Annotated in this window: 17 protein-coding genes; 6 read left to right on the top strand and 11 right to left on the bottom strand. The window is 54.7% G+C overall.

What is annotated here, in order from left to right; genetic code table 11:
* Positions 1–196 precede the first annotated feature (196 nt).
* Positions 197–1,504, top strand: coding sequence for a DUF2515 family protein (locus ACI48J_RS05315; RefSeq protein ID WP_405082040.1), 1,308 nt, complete (start codon positions 197–199; stop codon positions 1,502–1,504).
* 97 nt (positions 1,505–1,601) lie between these two features.
* Here ACI48J_RS05315 and ACI48J_RS05310 read toward each other — a convergent pair whose 3' ends face one another.
* The 9 genes from ACI48J_RS05310 to ACI48J_RS05270 form a co-directional block, all read right to left on the bottom strand.
* Complete coding sequence (locus ACI48J_RS05310; protein WP_405082039.1) at positions 1,602–3,260, bottom strand: oligosaccharide flippase family protein; 1,659 nt, start codon at positions 3,258–3,260, stop codon at positions 1,602–1,604.
* Between the two features lie 75 nt (positions 3,261–3,335).
* A complete protein-coding gene (locus ACI48J_RS05305) occupies positions 3,336–4,058 on the bottom strand; it encodes a ThuA domain-containing protein (RefSeq protein WP_326054147.1) in 723 nt (240 codons plus the stop codon).
* Between the two features lie 85 nt (positions 4,059–4,143).
* Complete coding sequence (locus ACI48J_RS05300) at positions 4,144–4,620, bottom strand: DUF456 domain-containing protein (protein ID WP_405082038.1); 477 nt, start codon at positions 4,618–4,620, stop codon at positions 4,144–4,146.
* Positions 4,621–4,661: 41 nt separating this feature from the next.
* Complete coding sequence (locus ACI48J_RS05295) at positions 4,662–5,414, bottom strand: Cof-type HAD-IIB family hydrolase (RefSeq protein WP_405082036.1); 753 nt, start codon at positions 5,412–5,414, stop codon at positions 4,662–4,664.
* A gap of 97 nt (positions 5,415–5,511) precedes the next feature.
* Positions 5,512–7,386: an asparagine synthase (glutamine-hydrolyzing) gene (gene asnB / locus ACI48J_RS05290; protein WP_405082034.1), complete on the bottom strand. Its 1,875-nt coding sequence runs from the start codon at positions 7,384–7,386 to the stop codon at positions 5,512–5,514.
* Between the two features lie 466 nt (positions 7,387–7,852).
* Entirely contained in the window at positions 7,853–9,898 is a 2,046-nt protein-coding gene (locus ACI48J_RS05285; protein WP_326054152.1) for a penicillin-binding transpeptidase domain-containing protein, read from the bottom strand.
* 148 nt (positions 9,899–10,046) lie between these two features.
* On the bottom strand, positions 10,047–11,192 hold the full coding sequence (locus ACI48J_RS05280) for a transglutaminase domain-containing protein (RefSeq protein ID WP_405082033.1): 1,146 nt from the start codon (positions 11,190–11,192) through the stop codon (positions 10,047–10,049).
* A 44-nt stretch (positions 11,193–11,236) separates the two neighbouring features.
* Complete coding sequence (locus ACI48J_RS05275; protein WP_405082031.1) at positions 11,237–11,659, bottom strand: hypothetical protein; 423 nt, start codon at positions 11,657–11,659, stop codon at positions 11,237–11,239.
* A 67-nt stretch (positions 11,660–11,726) separates the two neighbouring features.
* On the bottom strand, positions 11,727–11,882 hold the full coding sequence (locus ACI48J_RS05270; protein ID WP_326054156.1) for a hypothetical protein: 156 nt from the start codon (positions 11,880–11,882) through the stop codon (positions 11,727–11,729).
* A 141-nt stretch (positions 11,883–12,023) separates the two neighbouring features.
* Between ACI48J_RS05270 and ACI48J_RS05265 the strand changes: the two genes are divergently transcribed.
* The 3 genes from ACI48J_RS05265 (at position 12,024) to ACI48J_RS05255 (ending at position 14,062) form a co-directional block, all read left to right on the top strand.
* Positions 12,024–13,304, top strand: coding sequence for an MFS transporter (locus ACI48J_RS05265; RefSeq protein ID WP_405082029.1), 1,281 nt, complete (start codon positions 12,024–12,026; stop codon positions 13,302–13,304).
* A gap of 108 nt (positions 13,305–13,412) precedes the next feature.
* Positions 13,413–13,508, top strand: a complete 96-nt coding sequence (locus tag ACI48J_RS05260; protein ID WP_326054160.1) for a YjcZ family sporulation protein — start codon at positions 13,413–13,415, stop codon at positions 13,506–13,508.
* A 206-nt stretch (positions 13,509–13,714) separates the two neighbouring features.
* Positions 13,715–14,062: a toprim domain-containing protein gene (locus ACI48J_RS05255; protein ID WP_405082027.1), complete on the top strand. Its 348-nt coding sequence runs from the start codon at positions 13,715–13,717 to the stop codon at positions 14,060–14,062.
* 7 nt (positions 14,063–14,069) lie between these two features.
* Here the strand turns inward: ACI48J_RS05255 and ACI48J_RS05250 are convergent, their stop codons facing one another.
* Positions 14,070–14,702, bottom strand: a complete 633-nt coding sequence (locus ACI48J_RS05250) for an SCO family protein (RefSeq protein ID WP_405082026.1) — start codon at positions 14,700–14,702, stop codon at positions 14,070–14,072.
* An 84-nt stretch (positions 14,703–14,786) separates the two neighbouring features.
* A complete protein-coding gene (gene cyoE, locus ACI48J_RS05245; RefSeq protein WP_326054167.1) occupies positions 14,787–15,776 on the bottom strand; it encodes a heme o synthase in 990 nt (329 codons plus the stop codon).
* Positions 15,777–16,081: 305 nt separating this feature from the next.
* Here cyoE and ACI48J_RS05240 point away from each other — a divergent pair, with 305 nt between their 5' ends.
* Together ACI48J_RS05240 and gerQ are read left to right on the top strand one after the other, a co-directional pair.
* On the top strand, positions 16,082–16,777 hold the full coding sequence (locus ACI48J_RS05240; RefSeq protein WP_405082025.1) for a response regulator transcription factor: 696 nt from the start codon (positions 16,082–16,084) through the stop codon (positions 16,775–16,777).
* A 162-nt stretch (positions 16,778–16,939) separates the two neighbouring features.
* Entirely contained in the window at positions 16,940–17,443 is a 504-nt protein-coding gene (gerQ, locus tag ACI48J_RS05235; protein ID WP_405082024.1) for a spore coat protein GerQ, read from the top strand.
* Positions 17,444–17,561: the final 118 nt, after the last annotated feature.

Raw genomic sequence — 17,561 nt, 5'->3', positions numbered from 1 at the left:
AGTATTGCTAACTCTTTTATATACGCACAAGTAAGCAAAAAGACTCACATTCCCGATAAATTTTCCTGGAAAGCAGGACCTCTGCCCATTTGTTTGCATATCGTGCAGGAAGATGGAAAATCGGAAAAAACGGGCATCCTAATGATTGACGTTACGGCTGCTTCACAAAGTATTCCGGGGAAAAGAGGCTGCAACAATGAACGGCAACGGGGTCAAAGAGAGCAATCCGCTCAAAGCGATCGGACACTGGCTGGCGGGTGTACCGCACACGATTACCCAGCTTGCATCGGGCAAACTGGCTTCTTTGCAGTCCGCGTTTCACTTGGGCCAGAGTGCCCAGAAACTTGTACCGGGCAAAGACAGTGTCAAAAGATTGCGCAGGACATGGAAGGACCTTGCGGTACTGCCCGTAAGCCCGCCGACTCCGGAGTTTTCCCTGTCCGCGCAGGAAAGGCGGCTCGTGGAGCGCATTCGCCTCGATACGCAGCGGAAAAACCGGAACAACGTAACCCGCACCCGGGCTTACTGGAACCTGTATGAGCAGCATCCCGAGCTTCATTGGGCCCTTCTCGCCCATATGGTCTCCCGCAACGGCGGATGGAACATGACGGATCTGGAAGGGGAGTTTCTTCCCGCCCTGCTGAAACGTCCGGGACGCGAAGCTCTTTTCGCTTTTCTGGAGAGAGCAAATGCGCTCATATTCGGGGACGCCTACCCGCAGCTGCTGCTCTACGAGGAGTCGAAGCGGTCCGGCGAGCCTCTGTTTCATCTGCTCCCGGCCTTCGGGGTGTCCGTTTTTATGAGGCCCGTCTGGGAGGAATTCTGGGCGGTTCACGATCCGGTGCTGCTAACGATCTCCCTAATCGTAAATGAACAACATTTTATAGAAAGCCGTGTAGTCAAACAGCAGTATTTCATTACGCATGTTCTGGAAACGGCGGAATTTCAGGCTCAGGCGCTCCTTCAACTGAATCAGGTTTTCTTTCCTTTCGCCCTGCACAAAGATCCTATGCACAAGTCCGCGGACCGCCTGAATTTGGCCGGAGAAATATTGGAGAACTTCACGGATATCAAGGAACGGATCGGATTCGGAAAAACGCTGTACGCCATCTTGTTCGGCATTCCGGCGGTCCACCAGGGCGTGGTGCTTTTCGCTTCCGCACAGCCGCACACCGGATCACGGGCGGACTACTGGCCGCATTTGTTCACCCGCATCCGCAAGGACGTCCCCGGAGTCAGCGCAGCGGGCCCGAAGCTGGAAGGCTGCGAGCTGAAGGCCGGAGCCGCGGGCATCTACAGTCCGGAGCTCGAACTCACGTGGAAGGACGTCCCGCTGACGGCTCCCGAGTCCGGGGACTGGTTCCCCGCGTATGCCGGGAGCGTGACGGGCTACTTCGGGGACATCGACGTCCCCGCTTTGTTCGAGATGAGCGCCGAATGCTGCTTCGGCCTCCATAAAATTCAACTGGCCGCCCTCGCGTCCACTCAGTTGAAAGGGGACTAAAAAAACGCCCGGCGTCCCTTCTGCTTATGCAGAGGCACATCGGGCGTTTTGATCGGTTGGTCCGGCGGTGGCGGAGGCCGGCCGCCCCGCGGGAGCTTTATCCCCTGCCGAGCACGCGGCCCGCCTTGGCGTAAAGCTTCTGCAGCGGCGCGGGGAAGGTCTTGATGTCATCCTTCGTGACCACTTTCGTGACAAACAGAAGGATGACATAGAGCACGCAAGCCAAGGCGCCGATCAGCACGGCGTTGACGGTTGCGTTCACGACTCTCCACGGGAACAAGTGGAGATGCTCGAAGAGCAGCCGCTCCGCGAACACGCCGACCGCCACGACGACAGCCGTCGTGACGACAAGGCCGGTCCAGCGGCGCGGAGCCATGATGCGGAAGGAAACCACGTTGCGCATCACGGCCAGGTTAAAGGCGGACATGACGATAAAGCAGAGCATCGTCGAAGCCAGAATGCCGTAAATGCCGAGCCACGGCGATAGAATCAAGTTGCCGAGCAGCTTTACGGCTATGCCGAAAACGACACTGGACACGAGCGCTCGCATTTTGCCCATGCCCATCAGGACGGCGCCCGATGTCTGCATGATGATCTGGAACATCGCTCCCGCGGTCATCATGGCGATCATCGGCGGGCCGTACTCGTAGCCTGTCGGAGTGCCGCCGTAGTCGAACATGCCCGAAAGCGGGCGTGCCGCCGCACAGATCGCCAGAACCATGGGCAGGCCGGACAGGATGGCGAGCTGCATCACGCGGGAGGACTGGTTGCGGACCAGCTCCAAGTCCCGGCGGGAGTAGGCTCCCGAAATAATGGGGACGACCGACTGGCTGAGCGCGATCGCCAGCACAATCGGCAGCCCCGCAAGCGATTGGGCCTGCCCGCCGAGGATACCGACGATATCCTTGGCTTTGGCTTCGCCGATCTGATCCCGCAGAAGCGGAATAATGGTGGAAGAGTCAATGTTATAAATGAGCGTAACCGTAATCGAAAAAATAACGATCGGAATGGACAATCTGAGCAATTGGCCGTAAATTTGCCCGTAGCGGAGTTTCCCTCCCGATGGGCGGCTTTGACCGTTTTCCGTATAAACGGGTTCGGAAACCGGCAGCGTCCCCCTGTCTTCTTTACGCAGCTTAAGCGCGTAGTACAGCATGACGCCCAAGGCTGCGATTCCACCGGTTACACCACCGAAGGACGCCCCCGCCACGGCCCAGTCGAGCGAGACGCCCAGCAGCAGATAAGCCAGCCCTACCGCCGTAATCAGACGGACGATCTGCTCGATCACCTGCGAGATGCCGTTGGGCATCATTCTCTGGCGGCCCTGGAAATAACCGCGCATGATGGCGATCAGCGGGAAAAACAGCAGCGCCGGAGCGATGGCCAGCGTAGCCAGCGTGGCGTGAGGATCGCCGGACGACTGCGCATAATGCGGAGCCAGAAGGAACAGGATCGCGCACATGACAACGCCGGCTCCGGCCGCGAATATCAACGCGGCTTTGTAGATCCGGTTCGCTTCATCCATCCGCCCGAGCGCGGTCCGCTCGGAAATCATTTTGCTCAGGGCACTCGGAATGCCCGCCGTCGCGATAACCAGCAGATTGCTGTAGAGATTAAAAGCGATCGCATAACTCGCCATTCCCTCGTTCCCGAGCATATAAACGAGCGGAAAACGCTGAAATACACCGAGAAAGCGGGCAATCAAAGCCGCGACCGTCAAGATCAGAGTGCCTTTGACTAGCGAATCCTTAGACAATGTCGTTCCTTCTCCCCATACATAATAAGACCGGAAAAGGAGATCCTTTTCCGGACGTGATCGGCTGACGCCGTTTTACTTCGCCTGAAGCTTCTCCAAAGGCTGCGCGTTCCCGTAAACCGGCTTGGCCGTACGTACCGGAGCCGCCCATTTCACACCGTTTGTAATGACTTTCAGAACGTTCTCGTTGTAATAGGTCGGATACGTTTCATGACCGGGGCGGAAATAGAAAATCCGGCCCTGCCCGCGGTGATAGGTGCAGCCGCTGCGGAATACCTCTCCGCCTTCGAACCAGCTGACGAAGACCAGCTCGTCCGGCGCGGGAATATCAAAATGCTCCCCGTACATTTCTTCCTGCTCCAGCTCGAAGTACTGCCCGATGCCCTCGGCGATCGGGTGGGAAGGGTCCACGACCCACAGGCGTTCTTTCTCGCCGGCTTCGCGCCATTTCAAATCGCAGGAAGTGCCCATCAGCTTTTTGAAAATTTTCGAGAAATGACCGGAGTGCAGTACGACAAGCCCCATGCCGTCCAATACGCGCTGGTGTACGCGGTTCACGATTTCATCGGCGACTTCGCCGTGAGCTTTGTGGCCCCACCAGATCAGAACGTCCGTGTCATCCAGAACCTCCCGCGTTAGCCCGTGCTCGGGCTGATCCTGCGTTGCGGTGCGGATCTGGAAGGAGTCTCCCGCGATCCCGGCCGCAATCGCTCCGTGGATGCCTTCCGGGTATACTTCGGCTACTTTGGCATTCGTTTTCTCATGCACGTTTTCATTCCACACGGTTACTTTAATCATGTCGGTCTTCCTTTCCAAAGGAGAGATAGGGCGTATTCCGCGCGCTTCCGCAGTCCGCCTTTTTTGACGGTTATCCCTGAACGGGTTAAATCCAAATGATAAACAGAATGATCATCAGCAGTTGAAGAACGACTTTGACGACAACGCTGGAGAAGAAACCGAGAACCGATCCTACCCCGACCTGGGCGGAGTGCTTAAGGTTCGAGCCATGAATCAGTTCGCCCAGCACAGCGCCGATAAAAGGCCCCAGGATAAGCCCGAAAGCCGGTATGACGAACGGACCGACGAGCAGACCGATCGTGCTTCCCCATACGGACGCCTTGGAACCGCCGAATTTCTTGACGCCGAACGCACTTACGAGATAGTCGGCGATAGTGATGGCGATAACGACCGCCGATTGGATCAGCCAGAACCAGAAGCCGAAAGGTTCGAAGCTGAAGAAAAACCCGTAGACGAAAAAAGCTCCGAAAATTGCGAGCGCACCCGGAAGAATAGGAAAAACCGCACCCAGCATCCCGACGGCAAACAGCAAAATAATGAGGATCCATCCCAAAATAGCCATGTCTTCTCATCCTTTCTTCCCGATAAACGTCCGCGGCTATCTTAACGTGCGGATAAAGGGTCCAGCACGTATTCCTGAATGATTTTGGCGACCCCGTCCTCGTCGTTGGTAACCGTAACAAGGTTGGCGATGCGCTTCACGCCGTCCTGGGCGTTGCCCATCGCTACGCCGAGACCCGCCGCGCGGATCATCGCGATGTCGTTCTCGCTGTCGCCCATGGCGATGACCTGCGACATCTCGATGCCGAGAAGATTGCAGACTTCTTCGATGCCGCTCGCTTTGCTGATTCCTTTGGGGTTCAGCTCGAGATTGTCCGGATGGGAGTTCGTGATTTCAAGCTCTCCCCAGCGGGCCAGCTCTCCGCGGATGATCTCCAGGCTTTCTTTATTTTCCGTGTAAAAGCCGAATTTGAGCCACTGGGGCTTGGTGATATCCTCTGCCCAGTTATCCCGGTTGTACATGCCCTCGACCGAATAAGCCCAATACCAGGTGTCGTGCTCAATCGCCAGGTCGTACATCCGCCGGACCAGATCCAAATCAAGCAACGTACGTTTCAGAAGGTCGTGCGGAGCTTTCCAGACTTCGCTTCCGTTGACGGAAACAATCGGCGTTTGCAGCTTGAGCTCTTCGGCGTAAGGCAGGGCGCTTTGCACGCCGCGTCCGGTCGAGAAAATAACGGTGACTCCCGCTTCCAAAGCCGCGTAAATCGCTTCCCGGTTCGCCGGGGAAACCTGCTTTTCTTCGTTAAGCAGCGTGCCGTCCATATCCAGTGCTACCAGCTTATATTGACTCAAAATGTTTCCTCCTCCAAGCTTTCCTTCAGGAAAGCCGCTTCGTAAGTATTGCCCCAGACTCCCGGAGGGGAATCTGGAGCTAAACGAAACTTTTATGTCAGAACGCGGCTACGGCTTTCTTCGTGGTTTCTTCCATATAGGTCGCGTGCCAGAGAGCGAACATGTAAATGGTCCACAGACGGCGTGCATAATCGCCCTGTCCGTCCTGATGAAGCTTGGCCATTCTTTCGACCGCGTCGATTTTTATATAGTCTTCGATGCCGCTCGCTTTAATCTGCTCCACCATGGTGGAACCCGTCGGTCCTTTGAGCCAGTCGCGCAGCGGAACCGGGAATCCGAGCTTCGGACGGTTCAGGATGAAATCCGGCACGATGCCTTCCATCGCTTTGCGGAAGATATGCTTCGTGGTTCCTTCGGCGATCCGGTACTTCGTCGGGATGCGGCGGGCAACCTCGAACAGTTCCTTGTCAAGCAGAGGAACGCGCAGCTCCAGGGAATGGGCCATCGTCATTTTGTCCGCTTTCATCAGGATGTCGCCCGGCATCCACAGGTTCATGTCGATGTACTGCATCCGCGTCACGGGATCCTGATGCTTCGTCTTGTCGTAATATTGGGCGGCAATCTGGAACGGATTCTGATACCGCTTGTACATCTCGCTGTCCACGCGCAGCACTTCCGCCTTCATATCCTCGGTGAAAATTTTCGCGTTGCCGAGGAAGCGCTCCTCCAGCGGAGTCGTTCCGCGAAGCAGGTAGTTGCGGCCCTTCATGCCGGCGGGCAGCATTTTCACCAGCCGGTGCAGCATGCGGCGTACGGAAAGCGGCAGGCTCTCCAGCGGAGCCAGCGACAGAGGCTCCCGGTAGATCCGGTAGCCGCCGAACAGCTCGTCCGCGCCTTCGCCCGACAGCGTCACGGTAACGTGCTCACGGGCAAGCTGGGCCACGTGATAGAGCGCGATGGCCGAAGGGTCGGCAACAGGCTCGTCCTGATGCCAGACGGCTTTCGGCAGCGTGTTGAAGAAATCTTCACGCGTGATGATCTTGGAGTAATGCTCCGTACCGAGCGCTTTGGCCGTTTCGGCCGCGATCAGGGTCTCGTTGTTCGGACCTTCGAAACCGACGGAGAACGTCCGGATAGGCTCGATCTGGCGCATATGAGCCGCAATCGCGGTCGAGTCGATTCCGCTGGACAGGAAGCAGCCGCGCTCCACGTCGCTGACCATGTGATGGACGACGGAATCTTTGAGCGTTTCGCGGATTTGCTCCACATACTCCCCGAAGGGGCGGTCCACCGGATCGAACATCGGATCCCAGTAGCGGTGAATCGATATTTCGCCGTCGAAGGACGCTTTTATGTAATGCGCCGGCGGCAGCTTCTGAATCCCTTCGAACATCGTGTTCGGCTCAGGGACGTACTGGAACGTCAAGTAGTTCATCAGGCTCTCGGTCCGGATGGACGGACTTACGCTTCCCGATGCGACAAGGCTTTTGATTTCGGAACCGAACAGCAGCTGCCGGTCGTTGTACTGATAATAAAAAGGTTTGATGCCGAAATGATCACGGGCGGCGAACAGCTGCTTCTTGCGGCGGTCCCAGATGGCAAAACCGAACATGCCGCGAAGATGCTTCACGCATTCTTCACCGAATTCTTCGTACAAATGGACGATGACTTCGGTATCGCTGTTCGTCCGGAAAACATGGCCACGGTCCTGCAGCATGCTCCGCAAAGATTTATAATTGTAAATTTCCCCGTTAAAAATGATCCAAACGGATTCGTCTTCGTTGCAAAGCGGCTGATGGCCCTCCGCAATATCGATAATCGACAGTCGGCGGAACCCGAGCCCGATCCGATTCTCTGTCCAGAAGCCCGAGTCGTTCGGGCCGCGGTGATGAATCACGTCCGTCATCTGCTGAAGCATGGATACGGATGGCTCTCTATCTTCAAAATACATAACACCGGTGATACCACACACGAGTGATTCACACCTCCACTAAAGCTACAACTAGTCTTGTTGTTATTCGATAAACTAGTATAGCACACCCGGTCGCCTTTCTGAAAATGAAAACTCGCGGCCCCCTGTAACCGCGGCTTTTTAAGCTCGCCGGAGACGCTCCTGATTCCTTGGAATAGAAGCGTCTCCACCTTTTTCCGGGGACCGCGGGCAACCCTCGTTTACAAAAAGGCAATAACCCACATGAGGCGTTTAACCGATGAAGCCAGCCTCCGTTTTTTCATATCCACCGCCCCTTTTCCTCTATACACAATTGTTGGTATTAGGCAACTTTTGAAGCAAAAAAAACCGGGTTCCCTGCTTTCAGTCTATGTCCCTTCCTGTTAGAAGTGACAAACATGAGCAGGAGCCCGGTTTTGTGAGGTTGTCTGGCGGCCGGTCACCTTCACGCGCAGCGCCCGTTACGGGGAGCACGCGGTGTCCCGGCCTAGTGCTTGGCTGTGCCGTCCGTCTTGCCGTTAGCCGGTCCGCGCGGAGTGCCGTTCAGGCCGATATATTCGTCGTACGCGTCGAACATTTCCCTCGCGATCGGAGCGGCGCCGTAGGAGCCGTAGCCCCCTTCCGGGACGACGACCGCAACGGCAAGCTTCGGTTTATCGGCCGGAGCGAACGCGATAAATACGGCGTTGTCCACCTCTTTGGAGCCGATCTGCTGCGTGGACGTACCCGTTTTGGCGGCTACCGTGTAGTTGACGCCGTCGAAGCCCTGCTTGCTGACTTCCTTCATGCCTTTGAAAACCGTGTCCCAGTACTGGGGCTTGAATGAAGTTTCCTCGCTGAGCACAACGGGATCGAACTTCTTGATGGTTTCGCCTTCGTAGGTCGTGATGCGGTCCACGAACAACGGCTTCATCCGTTTGCCCCGGCTGGCGAGCATGGCGGCGTGCTGGGCGAGCTGCAGGGTGGTCGACTTCTCGTTCTGCCCCCAAGACGCGTAGACGAGAGCGGACTGCTTGCTGTCGAGCTTAGAGTTGGCGAGCGACTCGTTGGAGCCCGCGTATTCGTTCGGAAGGCCGCTTTCCGTCGGCACGACGAGGCCGAACCGCTTCAAGTAATCGTCCCATACTTTCAAACCGTCTTCCCGGTCGAAATACAGCCGTTCCCCGACCATCGCGGACATAAACGTATTGGACGAATGCTTGATCGCATCGGCGGCATTGATCGGTCCGAACGATTTACGGCCGGAGTTCCAGATCGTGCTTTGCGATCCCTTTTTACCGAACGAATAAGAGCCTCTGTCGTTATAATAATCGTTCACGCCGAAAAAGCCTTCTTTAAGACCGGCAAGCACGGTCAGCGGTTTAATCGTCGAACCCATGTACACGATGGAATTGGCGTGCTTTTTCAGCTCGTTCTCCGGATAATCCGGATAGGCCGTCGTAATCGTCCCGTTGTTGACGAACGGCTGGATTTTTTTGTACTCCGTCGTCTTAATCCCGCCGGTCCATAGGTTGGGGTCGTAATCCGGCATGCTGGCCATAGCGACGACACGTCCCGTATCGACTTCCATGGCGACGGCGTAACCCGAACGGGCATTGGGCGAATAGCCGTAAGAGCTGGATTTTGGCTGACGCAAGTAAGCCAGATGATCCATAATTTTCTGTTCGGTGCGGTTCTGGATGTCCTTGTGAATCGTCAGGTACAGGTTGTTGCCTTTTTCCGGCTTGGTGATGGATACGGGCCCGATAATTTTCTGCGAGGAATTCACGGGATATTTCTTGTAGCCGTTCTTGCCGCGCAGCTCTTCCTGATACATCAGCTCAAGCCCGTCATAGCCGACGTCTTCCGTATCGAGATATTCGGCCGTGTTTTCTTTGTTTTTATAAAAGCTGAGCCCGTATTTGGATTCCCTCGCGGTCGAAAACTGCCGCATGTATCCGGTCAGCTGAACCGCGATTTTATCCTGGTCGTAGGTCCGAATGCTCTCTTCCATCACTTCGATCCATTTGAATTCATCCCGGTGCTCCAGCAAATAGGAGACCTCTTCCTTCGTCAGATCGGCTTTGATCCTTCTCGGAATGGAGTAATAGCTCGGCGCCTTCGTCTGCTGCTGGTTGATATCGTAGCCTACGTCCATCAGCTCTACGATTTCTTCGGGCGTCAAAGGTTTGGCGGTCTTGGAACCGTACTGCCGGAAAACGTCCGCAAGCTTACGGGCGAGACCGATTACTTCTTCCTTATTGTTCTGCCCCGATTCAATCCGGAAGAAGACGGACTGGACCGGAATCGTATAGGCAATGGGGTAGCTGTTGGAATCATAAATATTGCCCCGGATCGGCGGGATGGGAGTTTCCCGGTTGGTGGCCGATTTCTCCTCTTCCGCGAGCCTGTCTCCTTCGACAAACTGGAGGATGGCCAGACGGACGATCAGAACGGAAAACAAAATAAACGTCGTGAAAAAGAATAAATTAATGCGAACAGAGAAACGCGTGCGTTTAGAGGAATCCGGTTTTTCTAAATCTTCGTTGTGCATCTTGCTTCCTTCCTTGTGTCCTTTTGTATCCTTGCTCTATCTACCAGTTTACCATAGACATGTACCGCTAGAAAAATGTAAGAGAATGGGAGGACCGTTCTTTACGGTTCCCGCAAAAGAAAACCGCCCCCCGTAAGGGAGCGGTCTTCTAAGCTTCACGGATATGCGTCTGATTGAAGTTGGACGGGTTAAACCAGTCGCCTCCGCTGGAAAACCAGGTGGAATCGAGCGGGATCCATTTCTTGGAATCCGCCAGGTATACCTCGTTCCAGGCATGCGGACCGTATCCGCCCCGGCCGTCGTACCCGAGGCCGGTCACCACTTTCACGTCGAGACCGACGGAACGGGCCATAACGGCGTAGAGACGGGAATAGTCGATGCATACCCCTTTGCGCGTCGCAAACGTATCTTCCGGTGTCTGTTCCTTCCAGATACGCTGCTGCTCGTAAAGCTCGACTTTGTTCCAGTCGTATTCGACCCGGCTGCCGACCCATTTATAGAGCAGCTCCGCTTTCTCCTCGTCCGTCTTGCCGGCCTTCGTGACTTCCTGGGCGGCCGCGGAAATATTGTTCGGGATGTTCGCGTCCAGAACCTCGTATTTACGCTGCAGAATCTGGCTGAATTCCTGCTCCACGGCCCTGGTGAAGACCGGCACCTGGTTTTGCAGAAAATCGCCCGTAAACGGCTGGATGACTTCCTGCGCGCCTTTCTGATACAGGGTCGAAGCCTGGATATACCCTGCGGGCTTCGCCTGCGGGAACAGCGTCACAAAAACAAACAGCACGGCTACGACGAGCAGGGCCCGCCAAACGCCCGTTACGGACCCGATCAGTCCGCCTGTCGCCGCGCTGATGACGGAAGGGCTGCTTTCCCGGTCCCAGCGGCTTTGCGCCCATCTGAGCAGAACGGGATCGACGAACCAGTAAAGAGCCTGACGGATGATCAGATAAGCCAGCAGGAACAGGACGCCGAAGCGGAACAGTTCAAAGTCGCGGATAGCCGTAACCGCCGTGTAATACGTCTGCTTCCAGACGGGCATTTCCTGGGCGGGTATTTGAATGGCAAGGCTGCTCAGCCAATTGCGGACTGGGTCCGCAACCAGGGTCGCCGTCTGCCAGGCCAGATAGATGGCCACTACCGTGATCAGAATTCCGCAGACCATATGCAGCAGATGCTTGGCAGAACCGGAGGCTCCGCGTATGATGCCTTGAATGGCTGAAACGATCACGATGAGGATAAGTGCAACCGAGATGAAATTGATCGTCGTGTCCCCGGAAAACAACGAGGTAAACATAGGCAGGCGGGCCTCCTTTTACACACATATAACTTCGCTTTGTATTATTGGCCGGCGTTCTTCTTCGCCTGCTCGACGAATGCGCGGACCGCTTCTTCTGCTTTAACCTTAAAAGTCTGGTTCATAAACGTGACGGACACTTCGGACGAACCGGGTGTTCCTACAATTTTAACATTTTTGGTCTCGGCTGTATAAGTACCGTCCGGGTTGGCTGTGTAGGTGGCATCCTTCGCCTCGTTCTGCACGGCTTTGACCGCTTGGCTGCTAAGTTCGGTTAACGCGGCGTTTCCGATACTTTGCAGCGTCTCCTTATAGTTGGCTCCGTAAACCACCAGCGCCCCCACAATGGCGATAACCAGCAGCCACTTGACCACGGTTTTGACGAGACTGACGACGACGAGCAGAACGATGACAGCCACGAGAATCAGCAGCCAGCGCTCCTGAAAAAACGCTATCCAGGTATCCATTTTCTTGTATATCCCCCTTTGTAAAATAAAATACCGAAAATTACCGGCTCTGCCCGGCGGAAAGCTTTTATTCCTCTTCCCGTTTTCTGCGGAGCTCCTTCAATTCCTGCCGAATCTGTTCTTCGCGGTCGGTTTCCTGCTGCACGCTCCGTCTCGTTTTCAGAAACCGGATAACGGCCAAAGCGCCGAGCGCAGCCAGCAGAACGACGATGAACCGGTCCATACGGCCACCTTCTTCCTTTCCTATTACGTGCCTGAACGCTAACGGTAGCATAAGTACGGGACAAGGGGCGTACATCTAGAAAAGACGAACGGAACCGAGAAGTTGTTTCGCCAGCAAAAATAACGAGGCGGTGTGCTACGTATGAAAACGGCAATATGGCTCTATTTCTTCATGTTTGTCGCATTCTTCGACTTACATGCCCAATACCCCATTCTGACACCCTTCGCCCTGTCCCTGGGCGCGGCGCCTTCTTTTATCGGTCTGATCATGGGCATGTATTCCCTCACCCATCTCCCCGGCAATCTTCTTGCCGGATACGGGGTCGATAAATACGGAAGCAAGCTCTTCATCGTATTCAGCCTGATTGTAGCAGGTATCGTACTTATCTTTCAATCGCAGGTTAAAGACCCCTGGCAGCTTCTGATGATCCGTTCCATCAGCGGTTTCGTTCTCGCCTTCCTGTCTCCCGCCTGCTTGTCGATGCTGGCCAAAATCGCCAAAGACAGCGTGCACCAGAGCAAGCTTATGGCCGGAAACGGGCTGATCCACACGCTCGCTTCCGTCGTCTCGCCCGCTGCCGGGGCCTATCTCGTCGCCCAATTCGGCTTCACGGTCTCCTTCACCCTCCTCGGCTGGCTCCTTATCGTGACGGGGCTGCTCTCCATTCCGTGGCTGAAAGAAACGCGCCCGGAAGCCGCGGCTCCCCCGCTTCACACGGGGGCCGGTTCCGCAGGAAAAAGCGTATCCGCCGCCATGTCCCGCAAGCCGGGAAGCGGCGGCACGGAAGCAGCCGCGCCGTCACCCGGTTCGCAGGGCACCGGACGGAAGGCTGCACAGCTTCATGCGCCGGTAGCGCATAACTCCGGAGGTCTTGACGGGGATGCGGACAAAATCCCGTGGATGTTTTATTTCGTTCCGCTGGCGATTTCCTGTTCGCAGGGAATTTTGTTCTTCGAGCTTCCCCTGATGAAAACAACCCAGTCTTCGCTGCTTACTTCCGGCCTTTTCTTCTCTCTGATCAGTCTCGGCGCCCTCGTTACGCTCAGCATGCTGTTCCTGAACCGGATACCGCCCGCCCACCGGACCGTTTCCGGCGCTCTTGCCCTGGCGGTGCTTTTCTTCGGTCTCGCGGTGGACTGGCCGCTTCCTTTGACGGTCACCCTGTTTATGATCGGGATGGCCAAAGGCCTTATTTTCCCGTCGCTCGCAACCCTGCTCGCCGGAATAACGAGCAGCAACCGTTACGGGAGAGTGTTCTCGCTCCTCTCCATCGCGTACTCCATCGGCGCCTTTATCGGTCCGATGGTGGCGGGCAAGCTCCGCGACACCATCTCGCCTTACTTCATTGCCTTCGTTATCCTCATGGCCGCCCTGACACTGCTTCCGTTCCGGATTCTGAGACAGAAGCCCGCGGCTGTCTGAGAGCCGTCCGTCTCATTCACGTCCGATTTGGGCAAAAGCACAGGCATTCTTTCTCGCGGCGCCATAAAATACAGGGCAGGTGATTTTCTGACAAAGGAGTGAAGACGAATGGGAGCAGTCGGCGGATACGGCGTTTGGACTTCGACGGGAACGATTCTCGTTCTGTTCATTTTGCTGGTTATCATTTCGCGCACCTTCATCTAACCCTATAGCGCCTGCAAAAGGCGCGAAAGACGGCTTGAGCGTTCAAGCCGTCTTTTTGCCGTTTCGACATTTCCCAGGAAATGCACAGCGTTCTTTGCCGCTCGGACTATTTGTGGACCGGAATTCTGTCCATTATAATAAATATCGACACTTATCTGCACCTTGAACAGACAAGCGGAATGAGCCTGAACGGAGGAACCGGGAATATGTCTATCGCCATTATTGTAGAGGGAAAAAACGACCGCAGCAGACTTAGGCGTCTTCTCAGCGGTGAAGTGAATATATACTGTACATACGGGACTCCCGGCACCGAAGCTCTGGAACAGCTGAAGAAAAAAGTCGGGACGAGTGAAGTATATGTGTTTACCGACAACGATTCTTCCGGCAAAAAAATCCGCGGCCGCCTCCGGGACCTGTTCCCCGACGGCGAGCAGATTTACACGAGACGCGGATACGCGGGCGTGGAAGGCACACCCGAGGAATACTTGATCCAGCAACTGGAAAAGGCAGGGCTCGAAGAATACATTGTGTATCCCCCTGCTCCTGCCTTGTAGGTTCCGCCTATTCCTTGCTTAACGTCTTGATGTCTTTCACGATGGTTTTATAATCCAGATCGGGTCTGCCCGGATTGTAGTACGTGCGAATCTGGCCTTTTTTGTCCACCAGCAGGATGACGTTGGAATGGGTGAAATTTCCCGTGTTGTCCTTCGTGACTCCGATGGAGTACATCTTGGCCAGCTGCGCCATTGCCTGTTCGTCCGTGCCGGTCAGAAATTTCCATCCCGTGAAATCGGCGCGGTTGCGGACCGCATACTCCTTGAGGGCGGCGGGCGTGTCTCTGGCCGGATCGAACGAGATCGATACAATGTCCGCTTTGTCCGCAAATACTTTCTGGGCTTTCATCTCATCCTGGACTTTGGATAAAAAATTGGTCGTTATCGGACATACGTCCGGACAGCTTGCGAAAAAGAAATACACCAGTTTAACCTTGTTGTCGAAATCGGAAGAAGAGACCTTCTTGCCTTCCGTATCCGTCAGTTCAAAAGGCGCCGCGGTGCCGACCGGCTTATCCTTCAAATAAGCGCTGGCCTGCTCCTGACCGTATAATTTGTAGGCAAACGATGCGATGATCGCAAGCAGAACGACGGTAATACCTACCTTAAACCAGTTTTTTGCCCAAAATTCACCCGCCATAAATACAATTCTCCCCTCTAAATAAACATCCCATGTCGCCATGGGATGTCTTGTTCATCTGGATTCAAGTTTGGGTAATGTACTTTATAAGTTCATAATGGTCGAATCGACCACCATGATCAAAAACAGCAGCGTCAGGTAATTCACGGAATAGATGAACATGCCTTTGGCCCATTTGTCGTCATCTTTCGTCTTAAATCCTTTGTAGCCCATAAAGGCCCAGATCAGCCCCATAATCGTCGCCGCGAAGAAATACAGCGGTCCAACGTGAGCGTCTCCGCTATAGAAGAAGAGCAGCTGGGAAACCGGCACCAGCAGGACGATGTAACGCATCATGCTGACTTTGGTGACGTAGTTGCCTTTCACGACAGGCAGCAGCGGATAACCGGCTGCACGGTATTCTTCCTTCCTGCGGATTCCAAGCGCCCAGAAGTGCGGCGGCTGCCACAGGAACATGATGAGGAACAGGATCAGCGCGGTCATATCGAGCTTGCCTGACACGGCGCAGTAACCGATCACCGGCGGAACCGCTCCGGAAAAGCTTCCCGCGAACGTGCTCCATACGGAAGTACGTTTGAAAATAGCCGTGTAAACCCACACATACAGGAAAAGACCGGTCAAACCGAGAAGAGAACTTAACGGGTTCACGGCGACAAACAACAGGGCGATACCCGCGATGCCGAGAATAATCCCGTAGCCGAGAACCACGGACGGCTTGATTTTGCCGCTTACGGTAGCCCGCTTCTTCGTCCGTTCCATTTTGGCGTCCATATCGCGGTCCAGGTAGTTGTTAAGCACCGTTCCCGAAGCCATGACAAGCGCCGTGCCGACCAGGGTGAAAATCATCAGGAAAAACCAGTCTACCGTAAAGTTTCCCGCCGATGCGATCCAAAATCCGCCGAAAGCGGTAATCAGATTAGAAAATATAATCCCCGGCTTGGTCAGGGCGAAATAATCTTTCCATGTAGCCGGCTCCGAAGGAACGTCAGTCTGCGCCGCCGATTCGACTTCCGCTTGATGATCCGCGTGAAGCACCGTATCGGGAGCAGCCTTGTATCCTAATTGTTTATCCAAGGATCTCAACCTCCATAGAAATTCATCAAAACCATAACGAGTCATCTGTCTTGCGTACCCACTCATCATATCAAGCAGGACAACGTTTGACAATGTGATGGCATGAGTTGTCATCATATTGTCGAATTCGGACAGACGGTCCCGCCACGTTCCCGACGAATTCTTTCCTAGACGTCACAAAACGGATTTAGTATAGTTAAATTAATCGTTTTAGGAAAATTAAAGAAAGCAGTTAGGAAAGATTTAGGTTCCCAAACATTTTCCTAACATTTTTCATCAACCTCATGCAAGGAGGGTCCCCCTTAATGTCGAGCATTCTGATCATTGAGGACGATAACAGCATTGGGGATATGATGTCGATTTACCTGGCGGAAGACGGCTACACGGTAAAACGCGCTTCGGACGGTCAATCGGGGCTCCGGCTTTTCAAAGAATTCGAGCCCGACCTGATCGTCCTGGATATCATGCTCCCCGATTCCGACGGGATGAAGCTGTGCGCGGATATCCGCAGTCTGTCTTCCTTGCCTATCCTCATGGTTTCTGCTAAGAACGATGTGTCCGACCGCGTGAAAGCCCTGCTGATCGGCGCCGACGATTATTTATGCAAGCCTTTCAGCATGCGAGAGCTTTCCGCCAGGATTCAGGCTCTTCTCAGACGGTCTCAAATCGTACAGGCCAAATCCGCCCCGGCGGTCAGGGAGTCTCCGCCGTCCATTCATGTGGATACCGATAAGCGCTGTTTATACGTCAATCACACACCTGTGGAAACAACTTTCTCCGAGTTTGAACTTATTAAACTGCTATGGCTGCATGAGGGAAAAGTGTTCAGCCGCGAGGAGTTGCTTAACGGGATCAGGGGCATCGATTCTTTTGTAACGGAACGGGCCATTGACGTACATATCGCGAATTTGCGCAAGAAGATCGAAGTCGATCCCAAAGATCCCAAATACATCAAAACCGTGTGGGGAGTCGGATATAAATTCGTTCTCGCCGCGGAATAGCTTCTAATGAATACCTTGTCGACGGCTTTTGTGCCGGCGCAAGGTTTTTTTTGTGTCACGAGACAAGCGCCTAGACCATATGCTAAGTAAGGAAAAGCGCCCATCCGGCAAAAGCCGGCGCAATTGCGAACCTAGTGGGCATTATAAGGAGGGTGTACTCCCATGACGATCAGTTCAAATCCAGGCAGCAAATCGTACGGCACGGCAGGTCCCGGTTACATGACTTATCCGTCTTACCCCGGCTCCGCGCAGGGCGGCTATCCGTCCTACCCCGGGTCCCAGTTCCCCGGAACATCTTATCCGGGCGCCCAAATTCCCGGCTATCCGTCTTATCCGGGTCAATTTCCTCCTCCGGGAGCGGGATCGGGCGGCACCGGCGTGCCGGGCGGGGGCCAAACGAGCCAGCTCCCCCTGGAAGAATCGTTCATCGAGAACATTCTGCGGCTCAATCTCGGCAAAGTCGGCACCTTCTACATGACATACGAGAACAACAAGGAATGGAACGCGAAAATTTTCCGCGGCATTATCGAGGCGGCAGGGCGCGATCACATCATCATCAGCGATCCCAAAACGGGCATGCGCTATTTGCTGCTGATGGTGAACCTGGATTACGCGACGTTCGACGAGCCGCTGAACTACTTCAACACGCCGATTCAGCCCCGGTAACGGAGAAAGGATGAAGCCCCGGCAAACTGCCGGGGCTTTCCTCTTGCCCGGAAGTCTTATTTTGCTTAAGCCAAAGGCCCCTTCCGGTTCTAACCCCTCTTTAAAGGTTAATGAAACG

It is taken from the genome of Paenibacillus chitinolyticus, from assembly GCF_045038035.1.
Lineage (GTDB): Bacteria > Bacillota > Bacilli > Paenibacillales > NBRC-103111 > Paenibacillus_F > Paenibacillus_F chitinolyticus_A.
Note: the sequence above shows the minus strand (reverse complement) of the source record. Positions and strands in the feature narration are given on the sequence as shown.